The 26163-nt window shown below is 36.8% G+C and carries 23 protein-coding genes, 4 pseudogenes and 1 CRISPR repeat array (1 of these 28 cut by a window edge); of the genes and pseudogenes, 7 read left to right on the top strand and 20 right to left on the bottom strand.

Features of this window, described 5'->3' with window-relative positions:
• Window positions 1–96: 96 nt before the first annotated feature.
• The 5 genes from SRT_RS03770 to SRT_RS03750 all read right to left on the bottom strand — a co-directional run bounded on the left by SRT_RS03770 (window position 97) and on the right by SRT_RS03750 (window position 3201).
• Entirely contained in the window at window positions 97–720 is a 624-nt protein-coding gene (locus SRT_RS03770) for a Type 1 glutamine amidotransferase-like domain-containing protein (RefSeq protein ID WP_128833092.1), read from the bottom strand.
• Window positions 717–1352: a class I SAM-dependent methyltransferase gene (locus SRT_RS03765; protein WP_128833091.1), complete on the bottom strand. Its 636-nt coding sequence runs from the start codon at window positions 1350–1352 to the stop codon at window positions 717–719. Before SRT_RS03765 ends, SRT_RS03770 begins: the two co-directional genes overlap by 4 nt.
• 45 nt (window positions 1353–1397) lie before the next feature.
• Complete coding sequence (locus SRT_RS10595; protein ID WP_223213976.1) at window positions 1398–1583, bottom strand: hypothetical protein; 186 nt, start codon at window positions 1581–1583, stop codon at window positions 1398–1400.
• Between the two features lie 132 nt (window positions 1584–1715).
• The gene (locus SRT_RS03755) at window positions 1716–2297 is read right to left on the bottom strand and encodes a GrpB family protein (RefSeq protein ID WP_128833090.1); all 582 of its coding nucleotides are present in this window, start codon (window positions 2295–2297) and stop codon (window positions 1716–1718) included.
• Window positions 2298–2415: 118 nt separating this feature from the next.
• Window positions 2416–3201, bottom strand: a complete 786-nt coding sequence (locus SRT_RS03750; RefSeq protein ID WP_128833089.1) for an L-threonylcarbamoyladenylate synthase — start codon at window positions 3199–3201, stop codon at window positions 2416–2418.
• 195 nt (window positions 3202–3396) lie between these two features.
• Between SRT_RS03750 and SRT_RS11080 the strand changes: the two genes are divergently transcribed.
• Genes SRT_RS11080 through SRT_RS10460 form a run of 3 tightly spaced genes read left to right on the top strand, consistent with a single transcriptional unit; the run spans window position 3397 to window position 5077 of the window.
• A complete protein-coding gene (locus SRT_RS11080) occupies window positions 3397–3711 on the top strand; it encodes a glycerophosphoryl diester phosphodiesterase membrane domain-containing protein (RefSeq protein ID WP_193432423.1) in 315 nt (104 codons plus the stop codon).
• A 26-nt stretch (window positions 3712–3737) separates the two neighbouring features.
• Window positions 3738–4469: a glycerophosphoryl diester phosphodiesterase membrane domain-containing protein gene (locus tag SRT_RS10465; protein WP_193432422.1), complete on the top strand. Its 732-nt coding sequence runs from the start codon at window positions 3738–3740 to the stop codon at window positions 4467–4469.
• Window positions 4439–5077, top strand: coding sequence for a glycerophosphodiester phosphodiesterase (locus SRT_RS10460; protein WP_223213990.1), 639 nt, complete (start codon window positions 4439–4441; stop codon window positions 5075–5077). Before SRT_RS10465 ends, SRT_RS10460 begins: the two co-directional genes overlap by 31 nt.
• Before the next feature lie 177 nt (window positions 5078–5254).
• Here the strand turns inward: SRT_RS10460 and leuD are convergent, their stop codons facing one another.
• From leuD to udk, 5 genes are all read right to left on the bottom strand, one after another.
• Window positions 5255–5845: a 3-isopropylmalate dehydratase small subunit gene (gene leuD, locus SRT_RS03740; protein ID WP_128833088.1), complete on the bottom strand. Its 591-nt coding sequence runs from the start codon at window positions 5843–5845 to the stop codon at window positions 5255–5257.
• Window position 5846: 1 nt separating this feature from the next.
• Window positions 5847–7229 carry a 3-isopropylmalate dehydratase large subunit gene (gene leuC / locus SRT_RS03735; protein WP_128833087.1) on the bottom strand — a complete coding sequence of 461 codons (1383 nt, stop codon included), beginning with the start codon at window positions 7227–7229 and terminating at the stop codon, window positions 5847–5849.
• Window positions 7230–7449: 220 nt separating this feature from the next.
• Window positions 7450–8484, bottom strand: coding sequence for a 3-isopropylmalate dehydrogenase (gene leuB / locus SRT_RS03730; protein WP_128833086.1), 1035 nt, complete (start codon window positions 8482–8484; stop codon window positions 7450–7452).
• Window positions 8485–8493: 9 nt separating this feature from the next.
• Window positions 8494–10059 (bottom strand): 2-isopropylmalate synthase, encoded by a 1566-nt coding sequence (locus tag SRT_RS03725; RefSeq protein WP_128833085.1) that lies wholly within the window; start codon window positions 10057–10059, stop codon window positions 8494–8496.
• 326 nt (window positions 10060–10385) lie between these two features.
• The gene (udk, locus tag SRT_RS03720) at window positions 10386–11015 is read right to left on the bottom strand and encodes a uridine kinase (protein WP_128833084.1); all 630 of its coding nucleotides are present in this window, start codon (window positions 11013–11015) and stop codon (window positions 10386–10388) included.
• Between the two features lie 211 nt (window positions 11016–11226).
• On the opposite strand from udk, the gene SRT_RS03710 reads away from it, so the two are divergent.
• Entirely contained in the window at window positions 11227–12207 is a 981-nt protein-coding gene (locus SRT_RS03710; RefSeq protein ID WP_128833082.1) for a Gfo/Idh/MocA family protein, read from the top strand.
• Window positions 12204–13280 (top strand): annotated as a pseudogene (locus SRT_RS03705) (DEAD/DEAH box helicase); the annotation flags it as partial. The gene SRT_RS03710 and the pseudogene SRT_RS03705, both read left to right, overlap by 4 nt.
• A 195-nt stretch (window positions 13281–13475) precedes the next feature.
• Here SRT_RS03705 and SRT_RS03700 read toward each other — a convergent pair.
• Window positions 13476–15116 carry a phosphoenolpyruvate carboxykinase (ATP) gene (locus SRT_RS03700; protein WP_128833081.1) on the bottom strand — a complete coding sequence of 547 codons (1641 nt, stop codon included), beginning with the start codon at window positions 15114–15116 and terminating at the stop codon, window positions 13476–13478.
• 319 nt (window positions 15117–15435) lie between these two features.
• Here SRT_RS03700 and SRT_RS03695 point away from each other — a divergent pair, with 319 nt between their 5' ends.
• Window positions 15436–16092, top strand: coding sequence for a Pr6Pr family membrane protein (locus SRT_RS03695; RefSeq protein ID WP_128833080.1), 657 nt, complete (start codon window positions 15436–15438; stop codon window positions 16090–16092).
• Window positions 16093–16211: 119 nt separating this feature from the next.
• On the opposite strand, the gene SRT_RS03690 is transcribed toward SRT_RS03695, so the two are convergent.
• The 7 genes and pseudogenes from SRT_RS03690 to SRT_RS03660 form a co-directional block, all read right to left on the bottom strand.
• Complete coding sequence (locus SRT_RS03690) at window positions 16212–16820, bottom strand: DUF6287 domain-containing protein (RefSeq protein ID WP_128833079.1); 609 nt, start codon at window positions 16818–16820, stop codon at window positions 16212–16214.
• A 79-nt stretch (window positions 16821–16899) separates the two neighbouring features.
• On the bottom strand, window positions 16900–17376 hold the full coding sequence (locus SRT_RS03685) for a GNAT family N-acetyltransferase (RefSeq protein WP_128833078.1): 477 nt from the start codon (window positions 17374–17376) through the stop codon (window positions 16900–16902).
• A gap of 81 nt (window positions 17377–17457) precedes the next feature.
• Window positions 17458–18284, bottom strand: a pseudogene (locus SRT_RS03680) (alpha/beta fold hydrolase).
• Between the two features lie 21 nt (window positions 18285–18305).
• Window positions 18306–20146 (bottom strand): annotated as a pseudogene (gene lepA, locus SRT_RS03675) (translation elongation factor 4).
• 237 nt (window positions 20147–20383) lie between these two features.
• Window positions 20384–20512: a hypothetical protein gene (locus tag SRT_RS11155; protein WP_128833077.1), complete on the bottom strand. Its 129-nt coding sequence runs from the start codon at window positions 20510–20512 to the stop codon at window positions 20384–20386.
• 402 nt (window positions 20513–20914) lie between these two features.
• Window positions 20915–22666: a glucan-binding protein GbpC gene (gene gbpC / locus SRT_RS03665; protein ID WP_128833076.1), complete on the bottom strand. Its 1752-nt coding sequence runs from the start codon at window positions 22664–22666 to the stop codon at window positions 20915–20917.
• Window positions 22667–22828: 162 nt separating this feature from the next.
• Window positions 22829–23091, bottom strand: a pseudogene (locus tag SRT_RS03660) (helix-turn-helix domain-containing protein).
• A 335-nt stretch (window positions 23092–23426) separates the two neighbouring features.
• On the opposite strand from SRT_RS03660, the gene SRT_RS03655 reads away from it, so the two are divergent.
• A complete protein-coding gene (locus SRT_RS03655) occupies window positions 23427–24320 on the top strand; it encodes an XRE family transcriptional regulator (RefSeq protein ID WP_161940020.1) in 894 nt (297 codons plus the stop codon).
• Between the two features lie 267 nt (window positions 24321–24587).
• Here SRT_RS03655 and SRT_RS03650 read toward each other — a convergent pair whose 3' ends face one another.
• Both SRT_RS03650 and SRT_RS03645 read right to left on the bottom strand, forming a co-directional pair.
• On the bottom strand, window positions 24588–24965 hold the full coding sequence (locus SRT_RS03650; protein ID WP_128833075.1) for a type II toxin-antitoxin system HicB family antitoxin: 378 nt from the start codon (window positions 24963–24965) through the stop codon (window positions 24588–24590).
• A gap of 17 nt (window positions 24966–24982) precedes the next feature.
• Window positions 24983–25174, bottom strand: coding sequence for a type II toxin-antitoxin system HicA family toxin (locus tag SRT_RS03645; RefSeq protein ID WP_128833074.1), 192 nt, complete (start codon window positions 25172–25174; stop codon window positions 24983–24985).
• 136 nt (window positions 25175–25310) lie between these two features.
• A CRISPR array of direct repeats spans window positions 25311–26163; the repeat unit is 36 nt; unit sequence GTTGTACAGTTACTTAAATCTTGAGAGTACAAAAAC; it runs 1422 nt beyond the window's last position.

Here is a 26163-nt window from a genome sequence, read left to right as displayed (position 1 = left end):
AACTTTTTAGTAAGTTCGCTTTTGGCTCTCTCAAATCCAAAATGATTAAACTTGATATAACAGCAGATAAGTTAAGAACATTATAAATACCTAAGCCTATTGAACATTTTCAGTAACAGTCGTATGACCAGTTACAAGCACAGCCTGTTGATTGGTCAACTTAAGCAGTTTGAGCTGACCATCATAAGCAGCAGCTGTTTGCTGACTGCTCTTTTCAAAAGGAAACTCTTTCCAATGCGGCAAAACAGAAAAATCCACCACACTTAAAGCCGAATACTCTGTTAAATCGGATGCCAGTCTCTTATCATCCATGATATGATTATAAAAAATGTCCTTTGAGGTAATGATAGCGCCAGCTGATTCACCAAGATAAACCATTCCTTGATGAATACGCTCACGAATTAAAGGCAGCAAATTTTTCTTTTTTAATTCCTGCAAAAGATAGAAAGTGTTGCCGCCTGAAATATAGAGACAGGGTGTCTGTAACATTTTTTCTCTCACGACATTCTCTCTCGCTTCTTCTGCTATATCCAACACTTCAACTTCGAATTGCAAGTCCGCAAAAACAGCCCTAGCTTCATCAATATAAGCTGTGTATCCCTCTACATTTCCAGCTGTAGGAATGAAAAGGACTTTCTTTTCCAACTGATGCTGGTCTGCAAAAGTTTTAAACAAAGAAGCAACCTCAGCAAAATAGGAGCATAAAAATAATGTTTTCATGCCAGCACCTTCTTCCCGATTTGATAAGACAGCCAGTCAGCTTTTCTATCACTAGCCATTAAGCACAAGCCCATACTCTCCAAATAACTTGCAAAAGCAGCATCATCTTTCAATTCTGGCAAATAATACTTAAGTTTACTTCCTTCACAGGCAAGTAACAGTTGACCATTATTTGCCAGCACACGTTTGATTTCAAGCAGAGCTTGCTTCAAATTTGGCCAGTGAAAATGGGTTTGAAAGGCACAAATAAGATCAAACGATTGAGAAGGATAGGACAGTTGCCCCACATCCATAACTTCAAAGCTAACATTTTCTTGCTGATAATGCTGCTGAGCTTGAGCAATGGCTTCTGCAGAAATATCTATCCCCCTAATTTGACTATTTGGAAAAAGCTGGTGAAGATAGGCAGTTGAAGCTCCATTACCAACACCAATATCTAAGATCGTTTCGTAAGCGTTCCTAGAAAGTAAGGACAAGCTCCAACGCGCCATAGGCAGATAAACCTTATTCCAAAGCTTCATCATACTTCTGCCAATAAAACCGGATGGGTGCTTAGATTGATTAATAAGATACTTGAGCAAGATATAAAATAACACTGCCAGAGCAAAAAGAATAAGAATAACAGTTATCATCAGTACCTCTCCTTATCGTTTATAGTTTTTCCTTATTTTTGAAACCTAATTCCAGTCCAAGTCTAAAGTATACAGTCCAATCAAATTAATAACGGCCACAGCTGTGTACATCCACCCAACCATTTTTTCATAAAGTAAAAAAGATTCGGTTATGCCAATACCAAAAGTAAAAATTTCTAAGCCCAATTTGGCTAATCCTGTCACAGCGTATGGTGATCTTTGAGCCACCATAGCGACTCCAAATAGGAGTAATTACAAGTCCTAAGAGGGCACAAACAAGTTTTATTGCCCAAAACTTTTTAGTAGACAGACCCCCAACTAGTCCCAGAACAGTTGCTGTTTCCAATAAAAAAACGAACACTTTTAATCACATCTGACATTGTCTTTTCCTTTATCGTTTTTCTTAGCCTTTTGTGTATATTTCCTAATAAAGTCAGACTTAGCATCAGTATAAGCATCACGATTATGCTCATATTTTTTCCATAAGCCAAGTTTTAACCCTTCATAGTCTTTAGCAACTTCTGGATGTTCTCTTAAGTAATCTCTAAAATACAGTTCATCATTATCCCCTTGATAACGTAAATGAAGGTGAAATACTTTGTCGGCAAAACCGTCTTTTGTATAACCTTTATTAAAAGATAATCGATTCTCACCTTCAGACATGAGGAGATAGCCAGCATCCATCAACCGCTTCTTGAAATCTTGTAAATCTGCCTTTTCAGGAAGCTCTAATAAAATATCAACAATATTTTTAGCCCAAATGTTAGGAATAGCTGTGCTGCCAATATGGGAAATACTTTTGATACTTTGACTTGGAAGCAACTGTAAAAGCTGTTCTTTTTCTTCTTCATACCACTCTTCCCATTCCTCTTTGTGTTCAACAAGAAAAATGGGGAATAACTGCCAGAGTTCCTTTAAGCTCATATCTGATAAGTCTTTGACCATGCTTTATCCATCCGTCTCTCTTTTTGAATTTCGCCTTTTCATTATAGCAAAAACACCCTTGAGGAGTGATTTTATACCTATTTTAATATTGAAAAACAGTCCTAAGGACTGCTGCTTTTTAATAATACTCACCTTGTCGGTAATTCCAAGAGTTAAAGTGGTCTGATAGGTGCATCATGATTTTATCAATATCAAGACCCTTACGGATAACAACAGGACATGGCTCTACTGAACGGCTGCCTGCTCCTTGTTCTGGGATTAATTTGCCGTCTTTATTAACCATTGAAACCATAACACCTTGCTCATAGCGCGTTTCAATTGTCTTATCAGGTTGGATAGAAGCGACATAATCATCAGCTTCAATAACAAGGTCAACCATGGATTCGATACGTTCACCAATACCTTCAACTTTACCGCGGTTCCCTTTACCTGATGGATTAGCAGAGGAAGCATAAACCATACGGCCTTCTTTTTCCCACATTTCTTTGGCAATTTGCTCGCCAGCCACGCCAAATTTAATAACAAAACAAGAAGTACCGCGAATATCTGTCATCAGTTCTTCACGTCCGTCGCCATAAGCTTTCAATTTTTCGTAAGCTTCTGCTTTCCATGGTAAGATACAGCCGAGAAGGATGTCTTCATCCCAATGTTTTTGATAAAAGGCATCAATTTCTGGTGTTAATTGAGCTAGGGCACGCAATTCTTCCATGCTGCCGCAAAGAACAACCCCAGGTTTGTTGCGATTACGCTTTTTAGCCTCAAATTTACGTTCGAGACCTTTTTTATCTGAAGTCATGATAATGTAGCCAACCTTAGTTGGACAAACGATTACGCCACCTTCACCTTTAACAATTTCAAAACCTTCTTGTGAAAGATTGCCATCCCAGTGGATATGTTTAGTCATAAAAATTTCCTCTTCTAGTTAATATCTGTATTTTCTGACAACTTCTATTATAGCAGTAAGTTTTATGAAAATCAAACGCTATTTTCCTTTCAAAAGGCAAGTTTACAGTCTTCTAAAGATTCTGTTCTTGCAAATGACTGTTAGTTTTTTTTAAGATTATGTTAAAATGAATTATCAAACTCTAAGGAGACAGCTGTGGCCCATTTAAAATTAGAATGTCAAAAACTCTACTACAATTTGGATAAACTATTATTTTTATTTTTCAGCCTTTTTGTTATTATAGAATTCATTTGGATTCCTCTTAATTCTTGGATTTCTGAAAAACTGCTTTCTTTGACAGGTTACCTTTATATCTCACCTAATAATATCCTATCAGTTTTCACACGCCATTGGTGGGTAACAGCTGCCTTTATCTTACTTTTTATTGTCAACATTATGATTTCCTACTTACAAATTGGTTTTCTTTTTCCGGTGTTCATCAACTTTTGGTTCAACACCCCAAAACATTGAGACAGTTTATCAGAGCAAGTTGTCAGATGTTTTTTGCTATTGTTAGGCATATCAGTGTCGGCAAAGCGTTTTTTATGCTTCTTTATGCTTCTGTCTTTCTTCCCTTTCTTAAACGTATTCTCAATGTTTACTACCTCAACAAAATCTTAATTCCTCAGTTTATTTTAGATTATCTCAGTAACAAATACCTACTCGGCGGTTTTATTTTAGCGCTGACCACTCTCTTTTTTCTCTTGGCTAGTCGCTTGATGTATGCCTTACCTAAAATTTATTTTGACCATTCTTCTGTCAGGCAGGCTGTCACATTTAGCTGGCAGCAAACGAAAAAGAAGACCTTAATTTCTCTTTTTCGTTTGTTTTTTCTGATTGTTCAAGCCAATCTTGTTTTTCTTGTATTAGCTTTTTTTGCCTATTTTATTCAAATTCTGGCAGATACATTACCGGATAGTTTTTCTTTCATCTTTGCCATTTTAAATTTTGTATGGATTTCATTTGCCTATTATATCAGTATCGCATTCTTTTTGGTTAAATTCATTACCTTACTGACAGGTAAGCATTTGCCCAACTATAACAAAAGGCTGCGTCGGCGCTTTCAAGTGGGTATTTTGCTTATTTCTTACTTAATTTTTTCTATTAATGGCTTTGCTTATTTAAGCTCTCCTTTTCAAAATGTTCCGCTCAGCATTTCACATAGAGGTGTTAGTAATGAAAATGGTGTTCAAAACACATTACAGTCTTTAGAAAAACTGCCCAGTTAAAACCCGATTTTGTTGAGATTGATATTCAAGAAACAGCAGACAAGCAATTTGTTATGATGCATGACTCAAATATTTCTGACTTGACCGGTACTAATGGAACAACTCATCATTTTACACTTAAACAGCTCACGCAAATGACTGTCTCGGAAAATGGTTATAGCACAAAAATGACGAGCTTTGATGACTATCTCACTAGAGCGAATCAGTTAGGGCAAAAATTACTCATTGAAATCAAAACATCTTCTCAAGATTCAAAGGGAATGATAGCACATTTTCTCAACAAATACGCTAAACAAATCAAACATTATAAACATCAGATTCACTCACTTGATTACCGTGTCATTGATAAGGTTAAAAAATATGACAAATCTCTTGTCGCTTACTTCATCCTTCCTTACAATACTATCTTTCCCAGAACCAAAGCCAACGGTTATACGATGGAATACTCTTCCTTAGACCAAAATTTCATGATCAAACTGTTGACCAATCATAAAAAGATTTACGCTTGGACAGTCAACGATGAGTCAGTAATGACAGGTATGATTTTGATGGGTGTCAACGGTATCATTACAGATAATCTAACCACTTCTCAAGGAAGAAATCAATGATAGCCAGTCTGACAAAAACTATTCCAGCATACTCCTGCGCCACATTCAAGACATTTTTAATCTACTCTAAAGAAAACAAAGAGAGTCTTTTTCTGATTGCTAAAGCATCATAAAGGCCTCTCTTGTTTTTTCTAGATAGTATATCTCATCATTCAATGACTGGTTTTATTTGCTTTTTTATTGCCAATAGCTTGGACGGTTTTGCTCATACTGTGCAATCAGGTCTTCATACTGAAGAGTGATTCCAATATCATCAAGTCCATTTAATAATTTATGTTTCCATTCCCCATCAATATCAAAGGAAAAATCTCCTACGGGAGAGTGGATTTTTTGTTCAAAAAGATCAACGGTTACTTCATCTGTCGGTTTTAATTTAGCCAGTTTATCTCGAACTTCCTTAGGCTGGACAATGGGCAAAATACCATTATTCAAATCATTATTATAGTGAATATCTCCAAAAGAGCCAGCTACAATAACTTTAAACCCATAATCAGCCAAAGCCCAAGCTGCATGTTCCCTTGAAGAACCTGCTCCAAAGTTATCACCTGTAATTAAAATACTCGCCCCGCGGTATTCTGGTCGATTAAAAATAAAATCTGGATTTTCTGTATAATTATTATCCAAATACCGCCACTCATACATCAGATATTTTCCAAAACCTTTTTTATCAATGAGTTTCAGAAATTGCTTAGGCAAAATTTGATCGGTATCAATATTATCATTCATTAAAGGAACTGTTGTCCCTGTATAAATTGTAAATTTTTCCATATTAAATTTGTGCCTCCGGTAATTGGCGAACATCTACAAAGCGGCCAGCAATAGCCGCTGCTGCTGCCATAGCAGGGCTGCAAAGGTGTGTTTTTGCTCCAACCCCCTGTCTATCTTCAAAATTACGATTGCTAGTTGAAGCACAGTGTATGCCTTCGGGTACCTTATCAGGGTTCATGCCAAGACACATGGAACAGCCCGGATCGCGCCATTCAAAGCCAGCATCTAAGAAAATTTTATCCAGACCAATTTTTTCAGCAGCCTGCTTGACAGGACGGCTGCCCGGAACAACAATGGCGGTCAAATTAGGAGCAATATGTTTACCAGCAACGTACTTAGCTGCCACTTTCAAATCACTTAATCGCGCATTGGTACAAGAACCTAAAACATAACCAAGTTCAATATCCTCTGCTGTTTGGCCCGGCTTCATAGCCATATAATCATAAGCCCGCTTATCATTCATATCTCTAATATCAGGAAAAGCTTGACCAAAAGCCACTCCCATTGAAGGATTAGTCCCCCAAGTCACCATGGGAGCCAATTGGGAAACATCTAATTCAATCACCTTGTCGTAATGAGCATCTTCATCAGAAACCAAGGTCTTCCAATCAGCCACTGCTGTTTCAAAATCTTCAGGGACACACGCTTTGTTCTCAAGGTAATCAAAGGTCTTTTGATCAGGGTTCATAATTCCCATTTTGGAACCAAATTCTATAGACATATTACATATAGTCATTCGTTCTTCCATGCTTAGGGCATCAACAGCATCACCAATATACTCAACAACATGACCAACACCTAAAGCCACACCATATTTAGCAATTAAGGCTAAAATGTAATCCTTGGAATAAACTCCTTTTTGTGGTTTTCCTGTAAATTTTACCAAGAGTTTTTTAGGCTTTACCTGCCAGATCGTCTGAGTGGCAAAAACATGCTCAACTTCAGTAGTCCCAATTCCAAAACCAATAGCACCAAAAGCACCATGTGTTGCCGTATGGCTATCTCCACAAACGATAAATTTACCCGGCTGCGTACGACCAGTCTCAGGACCAACCATATGGACAATTCCCTGATTTTCAGAACCATGGTCTGCATGAGGAATATTAAATTCGATAACATTTCTAGCAAGAGCATCCATCTGTGCCTTAGAAATAACATCGCGAATATCATAAATATTAACGGTCGGTACATTGTGATCAAATGTTCCAAAAGTCAATTCAGGACGGCGCACTTTTCGGCCAGCATCTCGCAAGCCCTGAAAGGCTTGTGGACTAGTCACCTCATGAATATAGTGCTGATCCACATACATGAGTTGGGGATCTCCTTCCTTACCGGTAATCACATGACGATCCCATAATTTATCAAAAATTGATTTTCCACTCATACTAGACTCTCCAAAATTGTCATTACAATCATATCTATTCTATTACCAATAGCTTAATCAAAAATCTGTTTTTATCTGATGATGAACAATTATTCTCTAAATAAGGCTCTCACCTCTAAGAAATGCCGCTCTCTCTTTAACTCTGCCTTTATCAGAACTATAAAAAACTGAAGACTATTCTATTCCAGATAGTTAACAAATTTCAAAAAGATGCTGTCATTTAGAGATTAGCAATAATAGCGGCTGTCATCTGTTTTGTATTAGCCAAACCGCCTAAATCACGCGTTAGAATCCCTTGTGTCAAGGTTTTATCAACAGCATGTTCAATCATTTCAGCACCAGCAGTTTCTCCGAAACTGTCACGCAGCATCATAGCAACTGATAAAATCATAGAAATTGGGTTAGCAATACCCTTTCCAGCAATATCAGGTGCTGAACCGTGAATGGGTTCATAAAGGCTAGGACCGCTTTCTGAATGACTGGCAGATGGCATGACCCCTAAGGTGCCAGGCAGTACACTGGACTCATCGGACAGAATATCCCCAAAAAGATTTTCAGTCACTACAACATCAAAACGAGCTGGATTAGTAATCATAACCATGGCTGCACTGTCCACCAATTGATGCTCCAAAGTGACATCTGAATATTCTTTTGCTACTTCTTCTGCTATCTGTCTCCAAAGCTTTGAAGTCGCCAAAACGTTTTGCTTATCAATACTGGTTACTTTTTTATTGCGATCACGTGCAATGGCAAAAGCCTTACGCATAATTCGACGAATTTCACTAGCTGAGTACTCATTAATATCACGTGCCGAATTTTCAGTTAAAGTATGTTGGCCAAAGTAGATACCACCAGTCAATTCACGGACAACCACAAAATCAACACCAGCAATACGTTCTGCTTTTAAAGGTGATAAGTGCCTGAGAGCATCAAAGATACGCACTGGACGAATATTAGCAAAAAGATTAAGCTCTTTACGTATAGCTAACAGACCTTGTTCCGGACGAACAGGCGCCTTGTCGTATTGCGGACTGCCAATGGCCGCCAATAGAACCGCATCGGCAGTTTTTGCTGCTGCTAAGGTATCGTCAGGAAGCGGATGCCCACTGGCGTCAATTCCTGCACCCCCAAAAGCTTTTGCTTCAATTTCATAATCAAAGCTAATCTTTTGAGCGACAGCATCAAGAACCTCTAAACCTGCTGCCATAATTTCTGGCCCAATACCATCTCCTGCCAGCGTTACGATTTTTTTCATTTTCCTCTCCTAGTCATTACTTGGATAATCACGTTCTGAAACCTTATGACCAATTTCACCAGCATTTTCCTTTTGAACAAAGGTATTGGCATTGATATAAGCAATAGCACTGGCTTTTAAAACATCAAAGTCAAGGCCAGAAGCATTGAAAATGGTGTCCGTATCAACATTTTCCACAGAAACGAGCACACGTGCCTGAGCATCAATACCATCAGTAACTGCCTCAATGTTATAACTGTCCAGTTTAACCGTTTGATTGAAGAATTTATCAACAGCATTGAAAATAGCTTCAACAGAACCTTTACCATTAGCAATAATGTCAACTTCTTCATCGTCTCCATTAATCATGACAACTTGCGCCGTAATCGTATCATCTTCATTTGAAGTCAGTCTCAAATCTTTAAAGCGGAAACCTTCAGGATTTTCAACACTGGTACCTGCTACTAAGGCTCTAATATCGGCATCTGTGATATCATGTATCTTATCAGCTAAAGCTTTAAATTGAGCAAAAAGAGCTTTAATTTCAGAATCTTCAAAGTCAAGAGCCAATTCTTTTAATTTTTCAACAAAGGCATGGCGACCAGATAATTTTCCAAGCGGCAGGGAACTCTTCTTAACACCAACCAATTCAGGCGTGATGATTTCATAAGTGAGAGGATTCTTAAGGAAACCATCTTGATGAATACCAGACTCATGTGAAAAAGCATTGCCACCAACAACAGCTTTATTTTTAGGAACAGGAATACCCGAGAAACGTGATACCATTTCTGAAGTAGCCACTGTCTCATCAAGAACGATAGCGCTGGTCGCATCATAATAATCTTCACGAATATTAAGAGCTACTGCCACTTCTTCAAGAGCCACGTTACCAGCACGTTCTCCGATACCATTAACCGTTCCTTCAATACGGCCAGCACCATTTTTAATGGCAGCAAGGGTATTAGCGGTTGCCATTCCTAAATCATCATGACAATGAGGGCTGAAAATAATGTCACGGTCAGATTTGACATTTTCAATGAGATATTTGAAAATATGACCAAATTCTACTGGCGTAGTAAAACCAACTGTGTCAGGGATATTAATATAAGTCGCACCAGCATCTACAGCAGTTTGTACTACCTGCAATAAGAAATCAAGTTCTGTGCGTGTGGCATCCTCTGGTGAAAATTCAACCACATCAAATTTTGATCGTGCATAAGTCACATGTTCCTTAATTGCTTCAAGAATTTCTTCTTTAGATTTTTTGAGCTTAAATTCACGATGAATAGGACTGGTTGCAATAAAGACATGACATTGTGGAAATTTAGCTTCCTTAAGTGCTTCATAACAGGCATCAATATCTGATTTAACTGAACGAGCCAAACCCGATACAGCAGTCGTTCTCACCGCTGCTGCAATTTGCTTCACAGCTTCAAAAGAGTCAGGACTGGCAGCTGGAAAACCTGCTTCAATATCAGCAATCCCCCATTTCTCCAATTGCTTGGCAATAGCCACTTTTTCTTTAATCGAAAAATTGACCCCCGGTGTTTGTTCGCCATCACGGAGCGTTGTGTCAAGAAATTCAACCTTACGCATAAGATTACCACCTTCTAATTGAAAAAAATAAAGTAAAAAAACATCTCACTCAGAAACCCAAGCGAGATGCTTTTCTTCCCGCTTGGTAAGCCAAACAGGACTAATGCTCTTGCACTAGCCCTCACACCTCAACAACAAAGCGTCATTTCGTGTAAACATTTGACTTTTTCCTTTCGATGTATGTTGTTAACATCATACCTTTTTTTAGAATGATTGTCAATAGAAATCAGGAAATTTTCTGAAAAATCAAACAATGATTTTTCAATTGAAAGTTCTAAAATGAAGTTAGCCACTTGAAGATATGAAAAAACACAGTCTAAGCTGTATTAATGTGTTTTGTTTAAAATACTGGCCACTTTGGTATTGATCAAATCAATGGCAACGAGATTGCTGACACCTTCTGGAATAACAATATCAGCATAGCGCTTGGTTGGTTCAATAAATTGATGGTACATAGGTTTAACAACTCTTGTATATTGCTCGATAATGCTATCTAAACTACGACCGCGCTCTTGCATATCACGTTTAATCCGGCGAATAATACGAATGTCATCATCGGTATCAACAAATAATTTAATATCCATCAGGTCACGCAAACGCTGGTCTTCTAAGACAAGAATGCCCTCAACGATAAAAACATCTTGAGGCTCTTGACGATAACTCTTTTCACTGCGTGTATGCTGTGTGTAATCATAAATGGGAATATCTACCGGACGGCCAGCAATTAACTCTTTTAAATGATCAATCAGTAAGTCTGTTTCAAAAGCCAAAGGGTGATCATAATTAGTCGTCACACGCTCTTCAAAAGTCAGATGACTCTGATCCTTATAATAAGAATCGTGTTCAATCATAGCAATTTTAGCATTAGGAAAATTAGCTAAAATAGCCCGTGAAACACTGGTTTTTCCACCACCAGAACCGCCTGTTACACCAATGATAATCGGTTTTTTTCGCATTATTAAGATATATGGATAAAGATACAGTCAAAATAGATCTTGTCAGAAATCTTAATTGTCTAGGTAGTTGACAGACTTTAAGTCATCTTGACTTACTTTAAAGCTCTTTATCTTTAAATCTCCTTTCTTATTGTTAAAAACTGTATTCCTATCTATTTTACACCAAATCATGATATAATGGAATAAAAATCTAAAGATTCGGAGGCGACCTATGTTCAAACTTGGTATTATTGGAACAGGATCCATTTCGCATCAGTTCATTGAAGCAGCTCAGCTCAGCCAGCACTATCAATTAACAACAGTTTATTCACGAAAATTAGAAACGGCAGAAGCTTTTTCTGTACGTTATCAGAATATTGCCTGTTATGATATGCTAGATGATTTTTTTAACAATGCTTTTGATGTTCTTTATATCGCCAGTCCAAATGCCCTTCATTTTGAACACGCCAAATTAGCATTAGAAGCTGGAAAGCATATTATTGTTGAAAAGCCGGCTTTCTCAACTCCAGAGGAGTTAAACAGCATTATCCACTTGGCAGAAGAAAAACAACTGTTCTTTTTTGAAGCTGCTCGTAATTATCATGAAGAATCTCTCCTTCTTATTAAGGAATTCCTATCCCACAAAACAGTTATCGGGGCTGACTTTTCCTATGCAAAGTATTCTTCAAAAATGAAGGATTTACTAGCAGGGAGATTGCCTAATGTTTTTTCAGATAAATTTTCAGGAGGAGCTTTAGTTGATTTGGGAATTTATCCTATTTACGCTGCTATTAAGCTTTTTGGAAAGCCAAAAAGTGTCAACTACACAGCGACACAATTAGAAAACACCATTGATTTGAACGGCAATGGCAATCTGATTTATCCCAATTTCCATGTCTCCATTCGAACAGGAAAGAATTACAATACCTTAGAATACGCTGAAATTTACACAACAGAAGGAATCCTTCAGCTCAACCACATTCAAGGAATCAGCTCTGCTATTTTCCAAAAACATGATAGCAGCCGCGAAAAATTAGCCCTCCCTGACATTGAACATCTCATGTTGGAAGAAGCAAAGCACTTTGCTGAAATGATGAACAATAAAAATGAGATCATTTACCAGACTTGGTTAGAGGATGCTAAAACGGCTAGTCAAATTCTCTATCAGATGCGCCAAAGTGCTGGCATTGTATTTGAGGCAGACAAAAAATGAAAACACAATTTCCAAGCGTTTGGCAAGATAAACTCAGCCAAAAACATTTTTCAACATTTACAGCCATTCAAGAAGCTGCTTTTGACCCTATTAAAAATGGTGAGAGTCTTCTTGGTATCAGCCCCACTGGTAGTGGTAAGACTTTAGCCTATCTTTGGCCTAGTTTACTCACTCTCACACCTAAAAAAGCTCAACAACTGCTCATTCTAGCTCCTAATACCGAGTTGGCTGGACAGATTTTTGAAGTTACCAAGGAATGGGCTCATCCTCTTAATTTAACAGCTCAGCTTTTTCTGTCAGGTTCCAGTCAAAAACGACAAATTGAACGTTTAAAAAAAGGACCAGAAATTATCATCGGCACACCTGGGCGTGTCTTTGAACTTGTGAAACTCAAAAAGATTAAGATGATGAACGTTAATACAATTGTTCTAGATGAATTTGATGAACTACTAAGTAAATCTCAAATTCACTTTGTTGAAAATATTGTAAAACGCGTTCCTCGTGACCATCAGATGATTTATATGAGTGCAACAAATAGCATTGATAAATCATTTTTGGCTGATGATACCCTTGATATTGACTTATCAAAACAAGCGCTAGACACCATTTCTCATTATTATATTACTGTTGCTAAGCGTGAACGCGGAGAATTGCTGCGTAAATTTTCTAACATTCCCAGCTTTAGGGGACTTGTTTTCTTTAACAGTCTGTCTGACTTAGGAGCTAATGAAGAGCGTCTACAACTTGGCGGTGCTACTGCTGTCTCACTTGCCAGTGATGTTAACATTAAATTCCGCAAAGTCATTTTAGAAAAATTCAAAAATCATGAAATCTCTCTACTGCTGGCAACAGATTTAGTAGCGCGTGGCATTGATATTGAGCTTCTCGAAACAGTTATCAATTTTGATTTACCAAGAGATAAGGATGCTTACAGTCACCGTGCGGGACGAACAGGACGCATGGGAAAAAATGGTATTGTTATTACCTTTATTAGTCATCCTGAAGAACTTAAAAAATTGAAAAAATTTGCACACGTTTCAGAAATCTATCTTAAAAATCAGGTTTTACATAAAAATGAAAGCAGAGCAATCACCGACTCTGCTTTCATTTTCTTAATAGACTTATTCAAAAATTGCCTATTCTTTTTAACGCCTTTCTTAAGTAGTAAAGGTCAGGGCTGCTGTTAGCAACTCGGCAAAGACTGACTGGCAAAAAAGACAGCAATCAATAGATGAGAAATAGATTTACAAGTAAGCCTAATAGCAATGCTAACCTAAATTGGCCAAAACTTCCCTCAAATGCGAGATGGCTTCATCAGGCAGAGATGATTTAGGATTTTTTCGATTAAAAGCCTCCAAATATTGCAATCGGATTTTCATCCGTTGGCGGATAATTTTGACATAAGCCTTATCAAAATTAGGAATCTTATAGTGAGAAGAAGAGAGGTATTCAAAGCCTTTGACGGAACCAAAAGGCTCAAATTTTGCAGTACCATCAACCACTTGTTCAATAACATCTAACGTAGTCTCTTTAGGAATATCTTGTCCCAAATAAGAACCTGTATTGATAATATAACAGTTTACTCCTGATTCAAATAAATGTTGAAACTTAATATAATCTTCCACCAATGGATAGACACGGAAAGGATTAGCATAAGGTTCAATAATTAACGTATCTAAACTGTCAGTCGTATTTTCAGCCGTTGAGCGCGTCGTAACCAAAGTACACCCCATAGTTGAAGCCATGATAGGATCGGTAACCCTAATAAGAGGTGGTAAAGAATCATCCTTCATTATCCAAAAAATGGACTGAATAGGGTGATTAATACGATCTACACGGTTAGGTGTTGAAAAGCGAGACTTAATGGTCCGGCCATTTCCATTTCTGATGTCCTCAGTAACAAGGCGAAGATGCCCTTCCTTATCCAAAGCTGCACCGCAATTTTGAACCGCTACAAAATACTTCTGTTCGCGATGACCAGCTGGGTAGTCATTTGTCTTATCAAAATAAGCAGGCTCAAGGGCAATTGTTGAGCCGTCCTCTTCAGAAATAACAAAAGCGTCATCATGCAAGACATCTATCCGATACTTCCCATTATGTTTAGCATGTGTGAGAGTTGACTTGCCAGAACCAGATAGGCCAAAAAAGGAGGCCACATAAGGTTTTTGTCCTTCTTTTTCAAAAATTTTCAAACCACCATGACAGGCAACATATTTATTACGATTAGCTGTTCCCCAAGCCAAAGTCAAGGTTGCTTTTTTTAATTCTCCAAAATAATGGAGTCCCAGAATAGCAGCACAATTATGATTGGTATCAAAATAAACCAAACCATCTGGATAATCAGGATGGCTCCACTCTGGATCAGAAAAAATATAAATATCAGTCTCTTCATAGCGTTTTGATTTCTTTAAACGCTCACAATAAGTATCATTAAGAACTTGGAAATTATTAAGCCAAGAATAAAGATTATTAATATCATCTTGTGGTACCATTAGATGAGCACGTAACATAAAGGCTTCGTCAAGTCCTACGACTGCATCTGCGCGGTAAAAAGTACGATGCCTAGCCTGAAAAATGGCTTCACGAATAATTTGAAGAATTTTTGCGTCTTCTTTACTATCCTGTCCAAAAATTCGACGAGCCTTGGCAGTACGTCCAACAATTCCGCCTGAATTTTCCAATAAAATTTTTGCATCTTTCGGAAGACCTAAATCCTCAGCATGAGCAACGGGTGTATCTAAAACAATGGTGTTAGGCGATTTTGCAGCTAACCGATAAGCTTCTGCCAACTCCTTCAAAGGCACCACATGATTTTCATAAAAAGCAGTTTCAATAGTAGCTTTTAATGCTGAAAAATAAGAATTGTTTTTACGCATTGAATCTTCTGAAAAATGTTGGCGTGTAACCATATTAATTCCTCCCAAATAAAGTATCATTCTTCATTATTATATCACTTTTATGCAAACGCTGTTATTTTAAAATAAAAGAAAATCTCAAAAAAACACGTTCCCATTCATATTAATTGTAACTAGTGAGCAGGTTCTAGGAGTTTAAGAGAATGAAATGCACATTGTGTTCCATCTGCTTATTTTAAATTTTTTAGAAAATTCTGTTATATCGCCTCATTTCTACAATTGCTTTCAGGTCTTCATTTTACAAAGTTTTTACTTACAGGTCAATGAAAATATGGTATGATAATAAAGGTTTTACTCCTTAGAAAGGTTTATCATGTCCAAAACACAAGCTTTCAGAAGTCTGATTGCCCTTTTAGGTCTTATCGGCGTCAGCATTCAAATCAAACAATCCGGTTGGGGAATGCTCCTTTATTATACAACTCTTTCAAATGTCATTGTCTTTAGTTTTCTGACCTATCTTGTCATTAACGAAAAGCGTCAAGGTTCTATCAATTCTAATCCTAAACTCTTACGTCTCAAGGGTGGTGTAACCATGACAATTATGATTACTTTTATGGTTTATCATTTTTTATTAGCACCCAAGGTGAGAGCGTACGATTACTATACTATTCGCAATTTTCTTGTCCATTACATTGTTCCCCTCAGTACTATTTTTGACACCTTGATTTGTGATCGTCGTAAAATATATCATTGGTTTGACCCTATTATCTGGACCTGTCTTCCCTTACTTTACTTTGGTTTTGCGCTTATCAATGGCCTTCTCTTAAAATGGCCAATCCCTGGTACTGCTGATAGTCCTTTCCCATATTTTTTCATTAATATGAATAAATACGGAGCACAGCAAGTGTTAATCAATGCCTTAGTTATTGCACTACTGTACTTACTCTTTGGCTATATTCTATTGGGAATCAAGCAAATGATTGGTCAAAAGAGGCAATTGACTGACAATTCCTCTTTGAACATGTCCTGATTTTTTCAATTAAACCTAAAAACACAAAAAGTGAGATTACATGTACTGACCCCAAAAGTTAGATTTTTTCTGTCTAACTTTTGGGGTGCAGTTCACATTTCCTCACTTTTTTATATTGCTTAATTTTCAGATTTATAGAAAACTCCCTTGCTGAAATCATCACTGCCAAAAGTCGTTTGCGAGCTGATATAAAGACGATCACGAGAAGTATCTGAGGTATCACTATAACCTGTCGTAAAGTAATTTTCAGGTATTGCTGTCCCGCCTTTAACAAAGAGCAAATTATAAACCACTGTACTATCTGCTGAAGTCAAAGTTGCTTGATACAGGCCATCATTTGTTGCCTGTCCAGATGAAATGGTGAAATCTGTTGCATTTTGGATAGTGGCACTTTCAAGACCACTTGCATTAAACTTAAGCTGATCCCCCAGTTCATTTTGCCAAGTCCCTGCAGCTGAACTGTAATCTCCTGTAGCAATAGTTGTCAAATCAAGCTTAGATGTTGCTTTTGAAGCGGAATCTGCTTCCTTCTTTTCTTCTGGATCCTTTTTAGGATTAACAATATGTGTCTGTGTCTTTTCTTTATTTGCTGTTTTCTTTGTATTTGTAAAATAGGCTGAAATAAAATAAACGGCTAAACCAATAATAATAAGAGTAATACCCGTTAACAAAATACTAAAAACAGCCTTCTTTTTTGATTTTCTGCGGCTAGCACGACGTCTTGGCATGAGAATCCCTCCATTTTCTTATTCTACTCTTCTTATTTTACACAATTTTTCATGAAAAAAATAGTGCTTTAAAGGTTTTTTAAAGAATTTTCTCCATTTTCGTTTCTCTGGCTTTTAATCCTTGACGTTCATAAAAAGCTAAGGCTCCTTTATTGTCGTTCCAGACATTAAGAGTAAGATCATAGCAGCCCAATTTTTTCGCATACTTTAAGGCAAATTCAAAAAGCTCCTGACCAATCTTTTGTCCTCTGGCTTCTTTTGATACACATAAATCATCAATAAAAAGAGTTTTCAAGGGTTTTGATACCGAAGACTCCTCAGTCTCCTTTATAACCAAAAATAAATGCCCTAGGACTCTATTTTTATCATCCGTATAGACAAAAATAGGTTTTGACTCATCTTGTAAAAGTTCCTTCAATTCTGTTTCAGAATATTTACTTCCCTTGTCTGTATTCTTAAAGAGATCTGGGCGAACCGTTTGATGAACCTGAAAAATCTGATTTAAAAGCTCTTTCAGAACAGGAATATCTGTAACTTGTGCTAATCTAATAGACATAGAAATCTCCTTTTTTTTAACAAGTATCTTTTGAAACTTAACATTAAAAAGCAGCTGTCTGCCTTCTACTTCTTCTATCTTTTACAACTTCTCATCATTTGACAGCAGTTGTTTGATTTTTTCTAAAATGGAATTTGTTTCTGACCAGTGCAAATAATGATGTTGACCACAGAGAATAAGTTTTGTCTGTGTATGCTTATTTAGGTATTCAGATTCTAAATATTCTTTCTCACGAAAAGACTCCGAAAAAACAATAGAAGGAATTTTTTCAGAAATAACAGTTTTAAAATCCTCTTCTCCTAAAACAAGCCTTATTTTAAAATCAGGCAAAGACTGGACATCATTTAATCGTCTTTGACAATACTCATAGCCCCGCCACAACTGCTTAAACTGTTGAGAAGAAAAATGAGAACGACTGAGAGCTTTAAGGTAGTTAAGTCTATCAGCTGCTGTTTTTAATTTTGCCGCCGCAGGGCCAATTGAGGATAAAGATCCGAAGAAAAACCCGCACGATAAATCATAGCAGTTGTTGGTTCCATTCCCATAAAGCCTAAACAAGCCTTTGATGATTGATTCATTATTTGCAAAGCTGTAAAACCGCCAATGCTATGAACACATAAAAGATACGATTGAAATTTAAAGTGTTCAAAAATCATTAAAATAGCATTGACCCAATCTCTGAGTCCAACATTCGCTTGATTGCTAACAGGACTGTAGCCACTATTGGGGGCATCTATGGTTAATATGCCAATGTTATCAGGCAATTTGTCAATAATATTAGCAAAATTGTCAGCCGTACTGAAAAAACCAGCACCACTTAAGAAGACAAGACAGGGGTTACCCTCTCTATGACAAGTATAAATCGGACCAAGCAAAGTATTAACCATTTCTTTATTAAGTGCTGCCATTGCAATCTCCTGCTGCCATTATTAAAAACTATTTTTCTTATCGTCATCATCCATGGACAAAACGCTGAGAAAGGCTTCCTGAGGGACCTCAACTGATCCAATTGATTTCATCCGCTTTTTACCAGCCTTTTGTTTTCCAAAAGTTTACGCTTTCTGGAAACATCTCCGCCATAACATTTAGCAAGAACATTTTTCCGCAAAGCCTTAATATCGGAACGCGCCACAATTTTTTGGCCGATCGCTGCTTGAATGGGAACTTCGAATTGTTGCCGCGGAATAATCTTCTTCAACTTTTCAACAATTAATTTCCCTCTTTCATAGGCAAACTCTTTATGGACAATGAAGCTAAGCGCATCAACTTTATCACCATTGAGCAGAATATCCATTTTTACTAGCTTAGACTGACGATATTCAGAAATATCATAATCAAAACTAGCATAACCACGGGTAGAGGATTTTAGTTTATCAAAAAAATCAAAAACAATTTCAGCCAAAGGGAGCTGGTAAATAACATTAACTCGATTATTATCAATGTAATCCATAGTCACAAAGTCACCGCGCTTACGTTGTGATAATTCCATGACAGCTCCCACATACTCTTGCGGCACCATAATCTGGGCTTTAACGTAAGGTTCCTCAATACTATCAACCTTAGCTGGATCAGGAAATTCAGATGGATTAGAAACCTCAAACCTCTCTCCATCTGTGGTATAAACATGGTAAACTACAGATGGCGCTGTCATAATGAGATCAATGTTAAACTCACGCTCCAATCGCTCTTGAATGACATCCATATGCAAAAGACCCAAGAAGCCACAACGAAAACCAAAGCCAAGGGCTTGAGAAGTTTCAGGTTCAAAGTGAAGACTGGCATCATTAAGCTGTAATTTCTCTAGGGCCTCACGCAAATCATTATATTTGCTAGAATCAATAGGGTAAATTCCCGCAAAAACCATGGGATTCAACTGCTTATAACCATGCAAAGGTGCTTCGGCAGGGCAGTCCGCCAGAGTCACTGTATCACCAACACGAGTATCTGCCACTGTCTTGATTGAAGCAGCTAAATAACCTACATCGCCCGTTGCCAAAAAGTCACGATTAACAGCCTTAGGAGTAAAAATCCCTACTTCTGTCACTTCAAAAGTCTTGCCATTGCTCATGAGTTCAATTTTATCTCCGGGTTTGACCATGCCATCCATGACCCGAATTTGCAGAATAACGCCGCGATAAGCATCATAGACAGAATCAAAAATAAGAGCTTTGAGCGGGGCTTCAACATCCCCTTTTGGAGCTGGTACTTTTTCCACAATTTGCTCCAAAATCTCTTCGATCCCGATGCCTGCCTTGGCGGAAGCCAAAACAGCTTCACTAGCATCCAGTCCAATGATATCTTCAATCTCAGTGCGCACACGTTCAGGATCAGCTGCTGGCAAGTCAATTTTATTAATAACAGGTAAAATTTCCAGATCATTATCTAAAGCCAAATAAACATTGGCTAGGGTCTGCGCTTCAATACCTTGTGCAGCATCTACCACCAAAATGGCACCTTCACAGGCTGCCAAAGAACGCGACACTTCATAAGTAAAGTCAACATGTCCCGGCGTATCAATCAAGTGAAAAATATAAGTTTCACCATTTTTAGCCTTATAATTAAGCTCAATCGCATTTAATTTAATAGTGATACCACGCTCACGTTCTAAATCCATGCTGTCCAAAAGCTGAGCTTGCATTTCTCTGCTAGAAACCGTTTCTGTTTTTTCTAAAATGCGGTCTGCCAGGGTTGATTTCCCATGGTCGATATGGGCAATAATAGAGAAATTACGAATTTTCTCCTGACGATTTTTAAGTTGTTCTATAGTCATTTTTTATCCTTGTTAAAATTAATCAGTAGTTTTATTATAACAAAAAGACAAGGGCTTACCATAAAACCTTATCCTGTCTTTATATTATCTAACAGTCGTTTTAAGACAAAAGTCCAATCTCTTTCAAATCTATTAGATTTAGCAGTTTGACGCAGTAATCAATCGGAATTCTCACGCTTTGACTTATAACCTTAACCCTACAAGATTGAAAAAGCAGTTAGCATATCTTATCACTCATTAGTAGCTCTGATTATATTCAGGAAATGCTTCATCAAAAAATTCTGTTACATCTTTAGAATAAGTGAAATCTAACCTTTTACTTTCAAGTTCAGTTACTATCAAATGTTCTAATTCTTGATCTGTCATAATAATTTCTCTAGCCTCACTAACTAATCTTTTTCAATTATTATTTGAAAATTCCTATATTTTGCATATCAAACAACACAGCTTCCTTTCACCTCACTATAAAATCATAAGATCCTTTTGATGAACTCAAAAACTCCATAATACTTATCGTGAATTTACCCATCACAAACATCACAGAGGGCGAGATAAAAATCAGTAGATAGCAATGAAATTGTGATTTCGATTCTGCCGTCCACCTCCGCAAAGTTGACTAGGTATTAACAAGAACTGATGCTTAAGCCTTTAACAGTTCAGTAAACTGTTAAAGGCTTAAGTCTAATACGAAAATGCTAACCAACCACTGCACAATAAAAGGGTCGGAACACCTTTTTGTCCCAACCTCTTTTTATAGAAAATAATACTCTAGTTTTCTTTTTTTCTAGCTGCCATTAAAGTAGCTGCAGCAAATGCAGTTGAAATAACACCAAGAGTAGCTAAACCATTTTGCTTAGCAGTCCCAGTATGTGGAAGAGTCGGCTGATAATCACGCTCTCTAACACGCATTTCTCCTTTTCTTGCTGTTCTAAAGCTTACTGACTTAGCTACGACAGGTGATTGAGGATCCTCTGGTGTTTTTGGTTTTTCTGGCGTTGGTTCATCAGGAGTTGTTGGTGGTGTCACCGGAGGAACTTCCTCAGTTTTAGTTTCAACAACAAGATTTTTATGCCAAGTCACAGTAGGTTTTTTCAACTCTGGTTTTTCTGGCGGTGTTGGTTTAGCTCCCGGATCTTTAGGCACAGCTACAGCCGAATTAGTCGCAAACCAAATGGTTGTTGGTAAATTTTGATCATTACCACCAACAGTAAAGGTGAAAGGCTCTCCCTTGTAAGTCATAGCACCCGCACCATAATAAGCTGTCGCAGCACGTGGCGTTCCATCAGGATTGACAGCATCCCAACCATCTGCTCCATCACCATTAAAAGTGGCACCATTGGCTTTATATTGGTTGTCCTTAGCCGAATAAATTTCATTGCCATGTATGTCAACAGATGAGCCCGGTATTTTAACGAATTCATTGTCTCCAAGGTTTACTTTTTCCACATGATCGCCATACTCAGTCGTCCAATGGTTTAACGATGAGAGGCTCATAATGGCATTATTGCCGCTTAAATCAATTTCATTGCCATTTTCATCATAAAAAATAATTTGCATGGTCACACTGATTTTATCGCTTCTGCCAGCATTAGATGTCTGTGCGCCAATGAAAATTGTCTTAGTTGGATCATGGAACAAATTGACCAGTGCACTGCCTTCATTATTCGTTGAACTATTGAGAGTATAATTAATCTTTACCTTACTAATCTTTTTATCATTATATTTTGAATTAACGATATTATCGTAGGTAACTGAAATCTGATCTCCCACCTTCATTTTGAACCAAGTATCTTCTTTTGGATCATATGGATTTGCTTGGATAAAATCAGCATCTGTATAGTTATCAGTATTATATTGCTGAAGAATATCTTCAGTTGCATGCTTTTGACGTGCTTCTTTTGTTAGGTATTGATCAACGCCTTCAATAGAAAGTTTTGCCTCAGGTTCATTAATAAACACAAGTCCCTGTGCTTTTTCAACACGCCCAGCTGCCAAACCTTGCGCAACTTCTTTTTTATATTGCTCGTAAGCTGCCTTTTGAGCTTCATACTCCTTGACATCAGACTGATACTTTTCGAAATCTTTATTATATTGTTCTTGCTTTTGAGGGAATTCAGCTTTTGCCTTTTGATAATCAGTTACCACTGTTTTTATCGTTTGTGCCTGTGCTTTGTTATCTGCATCTGCAGCTTCTACCGAAGGCTGTTTTTGAGCTTCAGTTTCAGTGACTTCTAACCCTTCTTGATTAGCATTGGCTTTAGCATCTTCCAATTCTTTAGAAGTAACTTGAGATGTTGTCGTTGTTGTATTTCCTTGTGTGTGACTTTCGACAACAGTTACAACAGGAGACTGTTCTTTTTCTGTTGCAGCCGGTTCTGATGCTTGTGTATCAGCAGTAGGTGCTGCAACAGTATCAGAATTTAAATTAGCTGATGTTTCATCTGCAAAAACATTGGTTGCTCCAAAAGCCGCCAAAGCAAGGCTGCTTAGCAAAGTAATTTTAGCAGTTTTCGATTTCATAAAAACCATCCTTTATATTATTAATTCATAAGAATACAATTTTAATTATAACAATAAAAAGACATTTTTTCAAAGAATAAGGCTCATAAATTAAAAAATAATGTCTTTTTTATTACAAAATTTCACTTAAAATAGTTCCAATTGAAACCAAAGTGCTTTCTCTTATCTATTATTCTTATTTTTGAATTTCTGTTTTAAATCGGAATTTTTACCAAAAAAATAGAGTCTAAGCTGATATCATAGTAATTGGCCAAATCATTGGCCAGTTGAATGGGAATTTCAGAGCTATCTTCTTCATAGCTTAGCAGAGTACGTTGAGGGATTCCTAGACAATCAGCCACCTCTTTGGGACTTAAACTATAATTCACTCTAAGAGCTCGTAATGTCAACTTCTCCACTTCTGCATCCCCTTTCAACTTACCAATTGCTTCCTATACAAACTGCATAGGAAACATTACTTAAAAATAGCAGTATTATTCATATGTAATACATTTAACTTCAAAAGGCAGATTAATCAAGAAAAAGGGAACCTAATCAATCATCTTAACCACCACAGATTTTAAGATTTTGAAATTAATAAGGTGAAGATTATATTGTAGTTAAAATTTTACCTTTATGAAAGCTATTTTTAATAAGAATATTATAATTCGTTTTAAAACGGAAGTCAAGTATTTTTTCCTAAAAACTATTTCCCTATTTACATTTATAGATGAAAGCGATATTATGTAATTAAATGATTTTACTTTAAGAAAGGTGAAGCATGGGACGCGGTAAATTAACTCCACAAGATTTAGAAGCAATGAAGGCTATTTCTGCCAATCTTCAAAGACTTCTAGCTGAGAGCGGAATGAAACAATCTCATTTAGCTACTATCCTTAACATTCCTACAAGTAGTTTTAATGAATATGTTAAAGGAAAGAGTCTGCCAAAAATAGGGAACATTCAAAAAATCGCGGATTACTTTGGTCTACAAAAATCCGATATTGACCCTAGATTTGCAAGTAAAAAGGACTCTTCTACTCTTGATAAAATTAATCATATTGCCAAACAATTAGAAATGAAGAGACAGCTAAAGGTCTTAGATTTCTGTTATCAACAATCAAAAGAACAAAAAGAAACTGTGACCATAGCTGCTGACGATAAAACATCTGAAGATGCGATTACCAGCAAATCTCATCATGCAGAATATCAAAAGATTGTCGACTCTTATATCGCCAAAGAGTTAAAAGATCAAACCATTATTCATTGGGACAATGTGATAAAAGCTAAAGATCTGTATCAAACCTTAGGACGCCAATACACAAACATTCAAGTTTACGGAGAAGTTTCTGCCGGCACCGGCATCTGGGTTGGACAGGAAAAACAAGAAACCATTCAATATCCAACACCAATTCCAGAACATGATATTGCTCTTACTGTCAACGGCAACAGCATGGAACCCTTATTTTACGATGGCGATGTTATCTTCGTTAAAAGGACTAAGGCTATTCATCATGGACAGATTATCGTTATTATCGTAAATAACGAGGCCTATGTCAAAAAACTTTACCGAAAAAATAAAGAAATCCGTCTCATCTCCTTAAATCCAGATTATGATGACATCATTTTAAAAGAAGATGATACGATTGAAGTCATCGGCACAGTCATTACCTAAAAATTAAAGAAAGTCTCACAAAAGACACTTGAATGATTGCTTCAAGTGTCTTTTGCTTATTTAAAACTCTTTTGCATAATGCGTTTTAGTAAATCAGTAACTAACACAGCTCTAAAACCTCGTGGACCAATTTTCGTCACGACATTTCGTAATCGCGCCATTCATCTCAGCTAGATTTCAGCTTCAAATAATTCCTTTTTAAAAGATTTTAATTATATTATACCTAAAAAAGCGCTAGAAATCAATCTTTCTAGCGCTTTTCTTGTTTTATAATTGTAGTTTCCTTTCCAAAGCTTTTGTTAATACTTCAGAATAATTCACTTGATCACGATCTGCTAATTGTACCAGCCATTCAGGAACTGTCACATTTTTCCGAATAGCTTTATTATTTTTGAGATAAGGGCTAGGATCAGCTTGAATCATAGTTGCAAAGCCATCTTCAACAGATAGTTTCCTTATCTCACTTGGATTAGGCAGTTTCATCCCCTCATCTAGATAGGAGGCCAATACACTTTCTAACATCTGACGAGCGTTCTTCATGGCTTCTTCCAAATCTTCCCCTTGCGTACCACCGCCAAATTCAGGAAATTCAACCCAATACCCTTCCTCTTCCTTATGAAAAATTGCAGGATATGTTTTTAACATGACGACTTCCTCCTCTATCATAATAAATTTAAATCCCTTAAGAGTTTCTTTTCAAGACCAATTTTAAGCACTTTATTTCCATGAATGGGAATCGTCACAATATGAGGTACTCCATCTTTCTTGAAATGATGATGACTTCCTCTCACCCGAACTTCTTCCCATCCATTGTTTATCGCTAATTTAGCTAATTCTTTCCCTGTTAATGGCAAATAACATTTCTCCTTTTATTTTATACGCATTATGCGCATTTGTCAATCCATAATAAAAGACAGCCCCTAATTTAGAAACTATCTTATTATTCGTATTTAGTTGTTGCTTTCTGTTATCAAGAAATAATCTTCATCAGTTGTACAGTTACTTAAATCTTGAGAGTACAAAAACCATATTTATTTTTTATGTCAAGTATTTTTGGTTGTACAGTTACTTAAATCTTGAGAGTACAAAAACAACTATACACATAGTTATTAGCAATTAATAGTTGTACAGTTACTTAAATCTTGAGAGTACAAAAACCTAATTGTAAACACAACGGTATTACACGAAAGTTGTACAGTTACTTAAATCTTGAGAGTACAAAAACGCAACTAATATTTAATAAACTTACTAAAAAGTTGTACAGTTACTTAAATCTTGAGAGTACAAAAACTTAAGCAACTGCTCTTTTTATAAACCGTAGTTGTACAGTTACTTAAATCTTGAGAGTACAAAAACACACGGCAAAGAGATAAATAGATTGCTGCTGTTGTACAGTTACTTAAATCTTGAGAGTACAAAAACTTTAGCAATCAGAGCTCTAATTATTGCTTTGTTGTACAGTTACTTAAATCTTGAGAGTACAAAAACCTATTTGTGAGAAGTATAATAACGACGACTGTTGTACAGTTACTTAAATCTTGAGAGTACAAAAACAAGGTGTCATAGGGTGAAATAGAAAGGTTAGTTGTACAGTTACTTAAATCTTGAGAGTACAAAAACCAAGTGTTTTTGATAAAAATTTTTGAATTAGTTGTACAGTTACTTAAATCTTGAGAGTACAAAAACATATGATTAACAAAGGTAAATAAGAGGTGAGTTGTACAGTTACTTAAATCTTGAGAGTACAAAAACATCGCTTCTATTAAAACTGCGTTTACGATAGTTGTACAGTTACTTAAATCTTGAGAGTACAAAAACCTAGGCATTAGATTCGTTTGCTGTT

This window comes from Streptococcus troglodytae, assembly GCF_002355215.1.
Taxonomy (GTDB): domain Bacteria; phylum Bacillota; class Bacilli; order Lactobacillales; family Streptococcaceae; genus Streptococcus; species Streptococcus troglodytae.
This window is presented reverse-complemented; position numbering and strand designations above follow the sequence as displayed.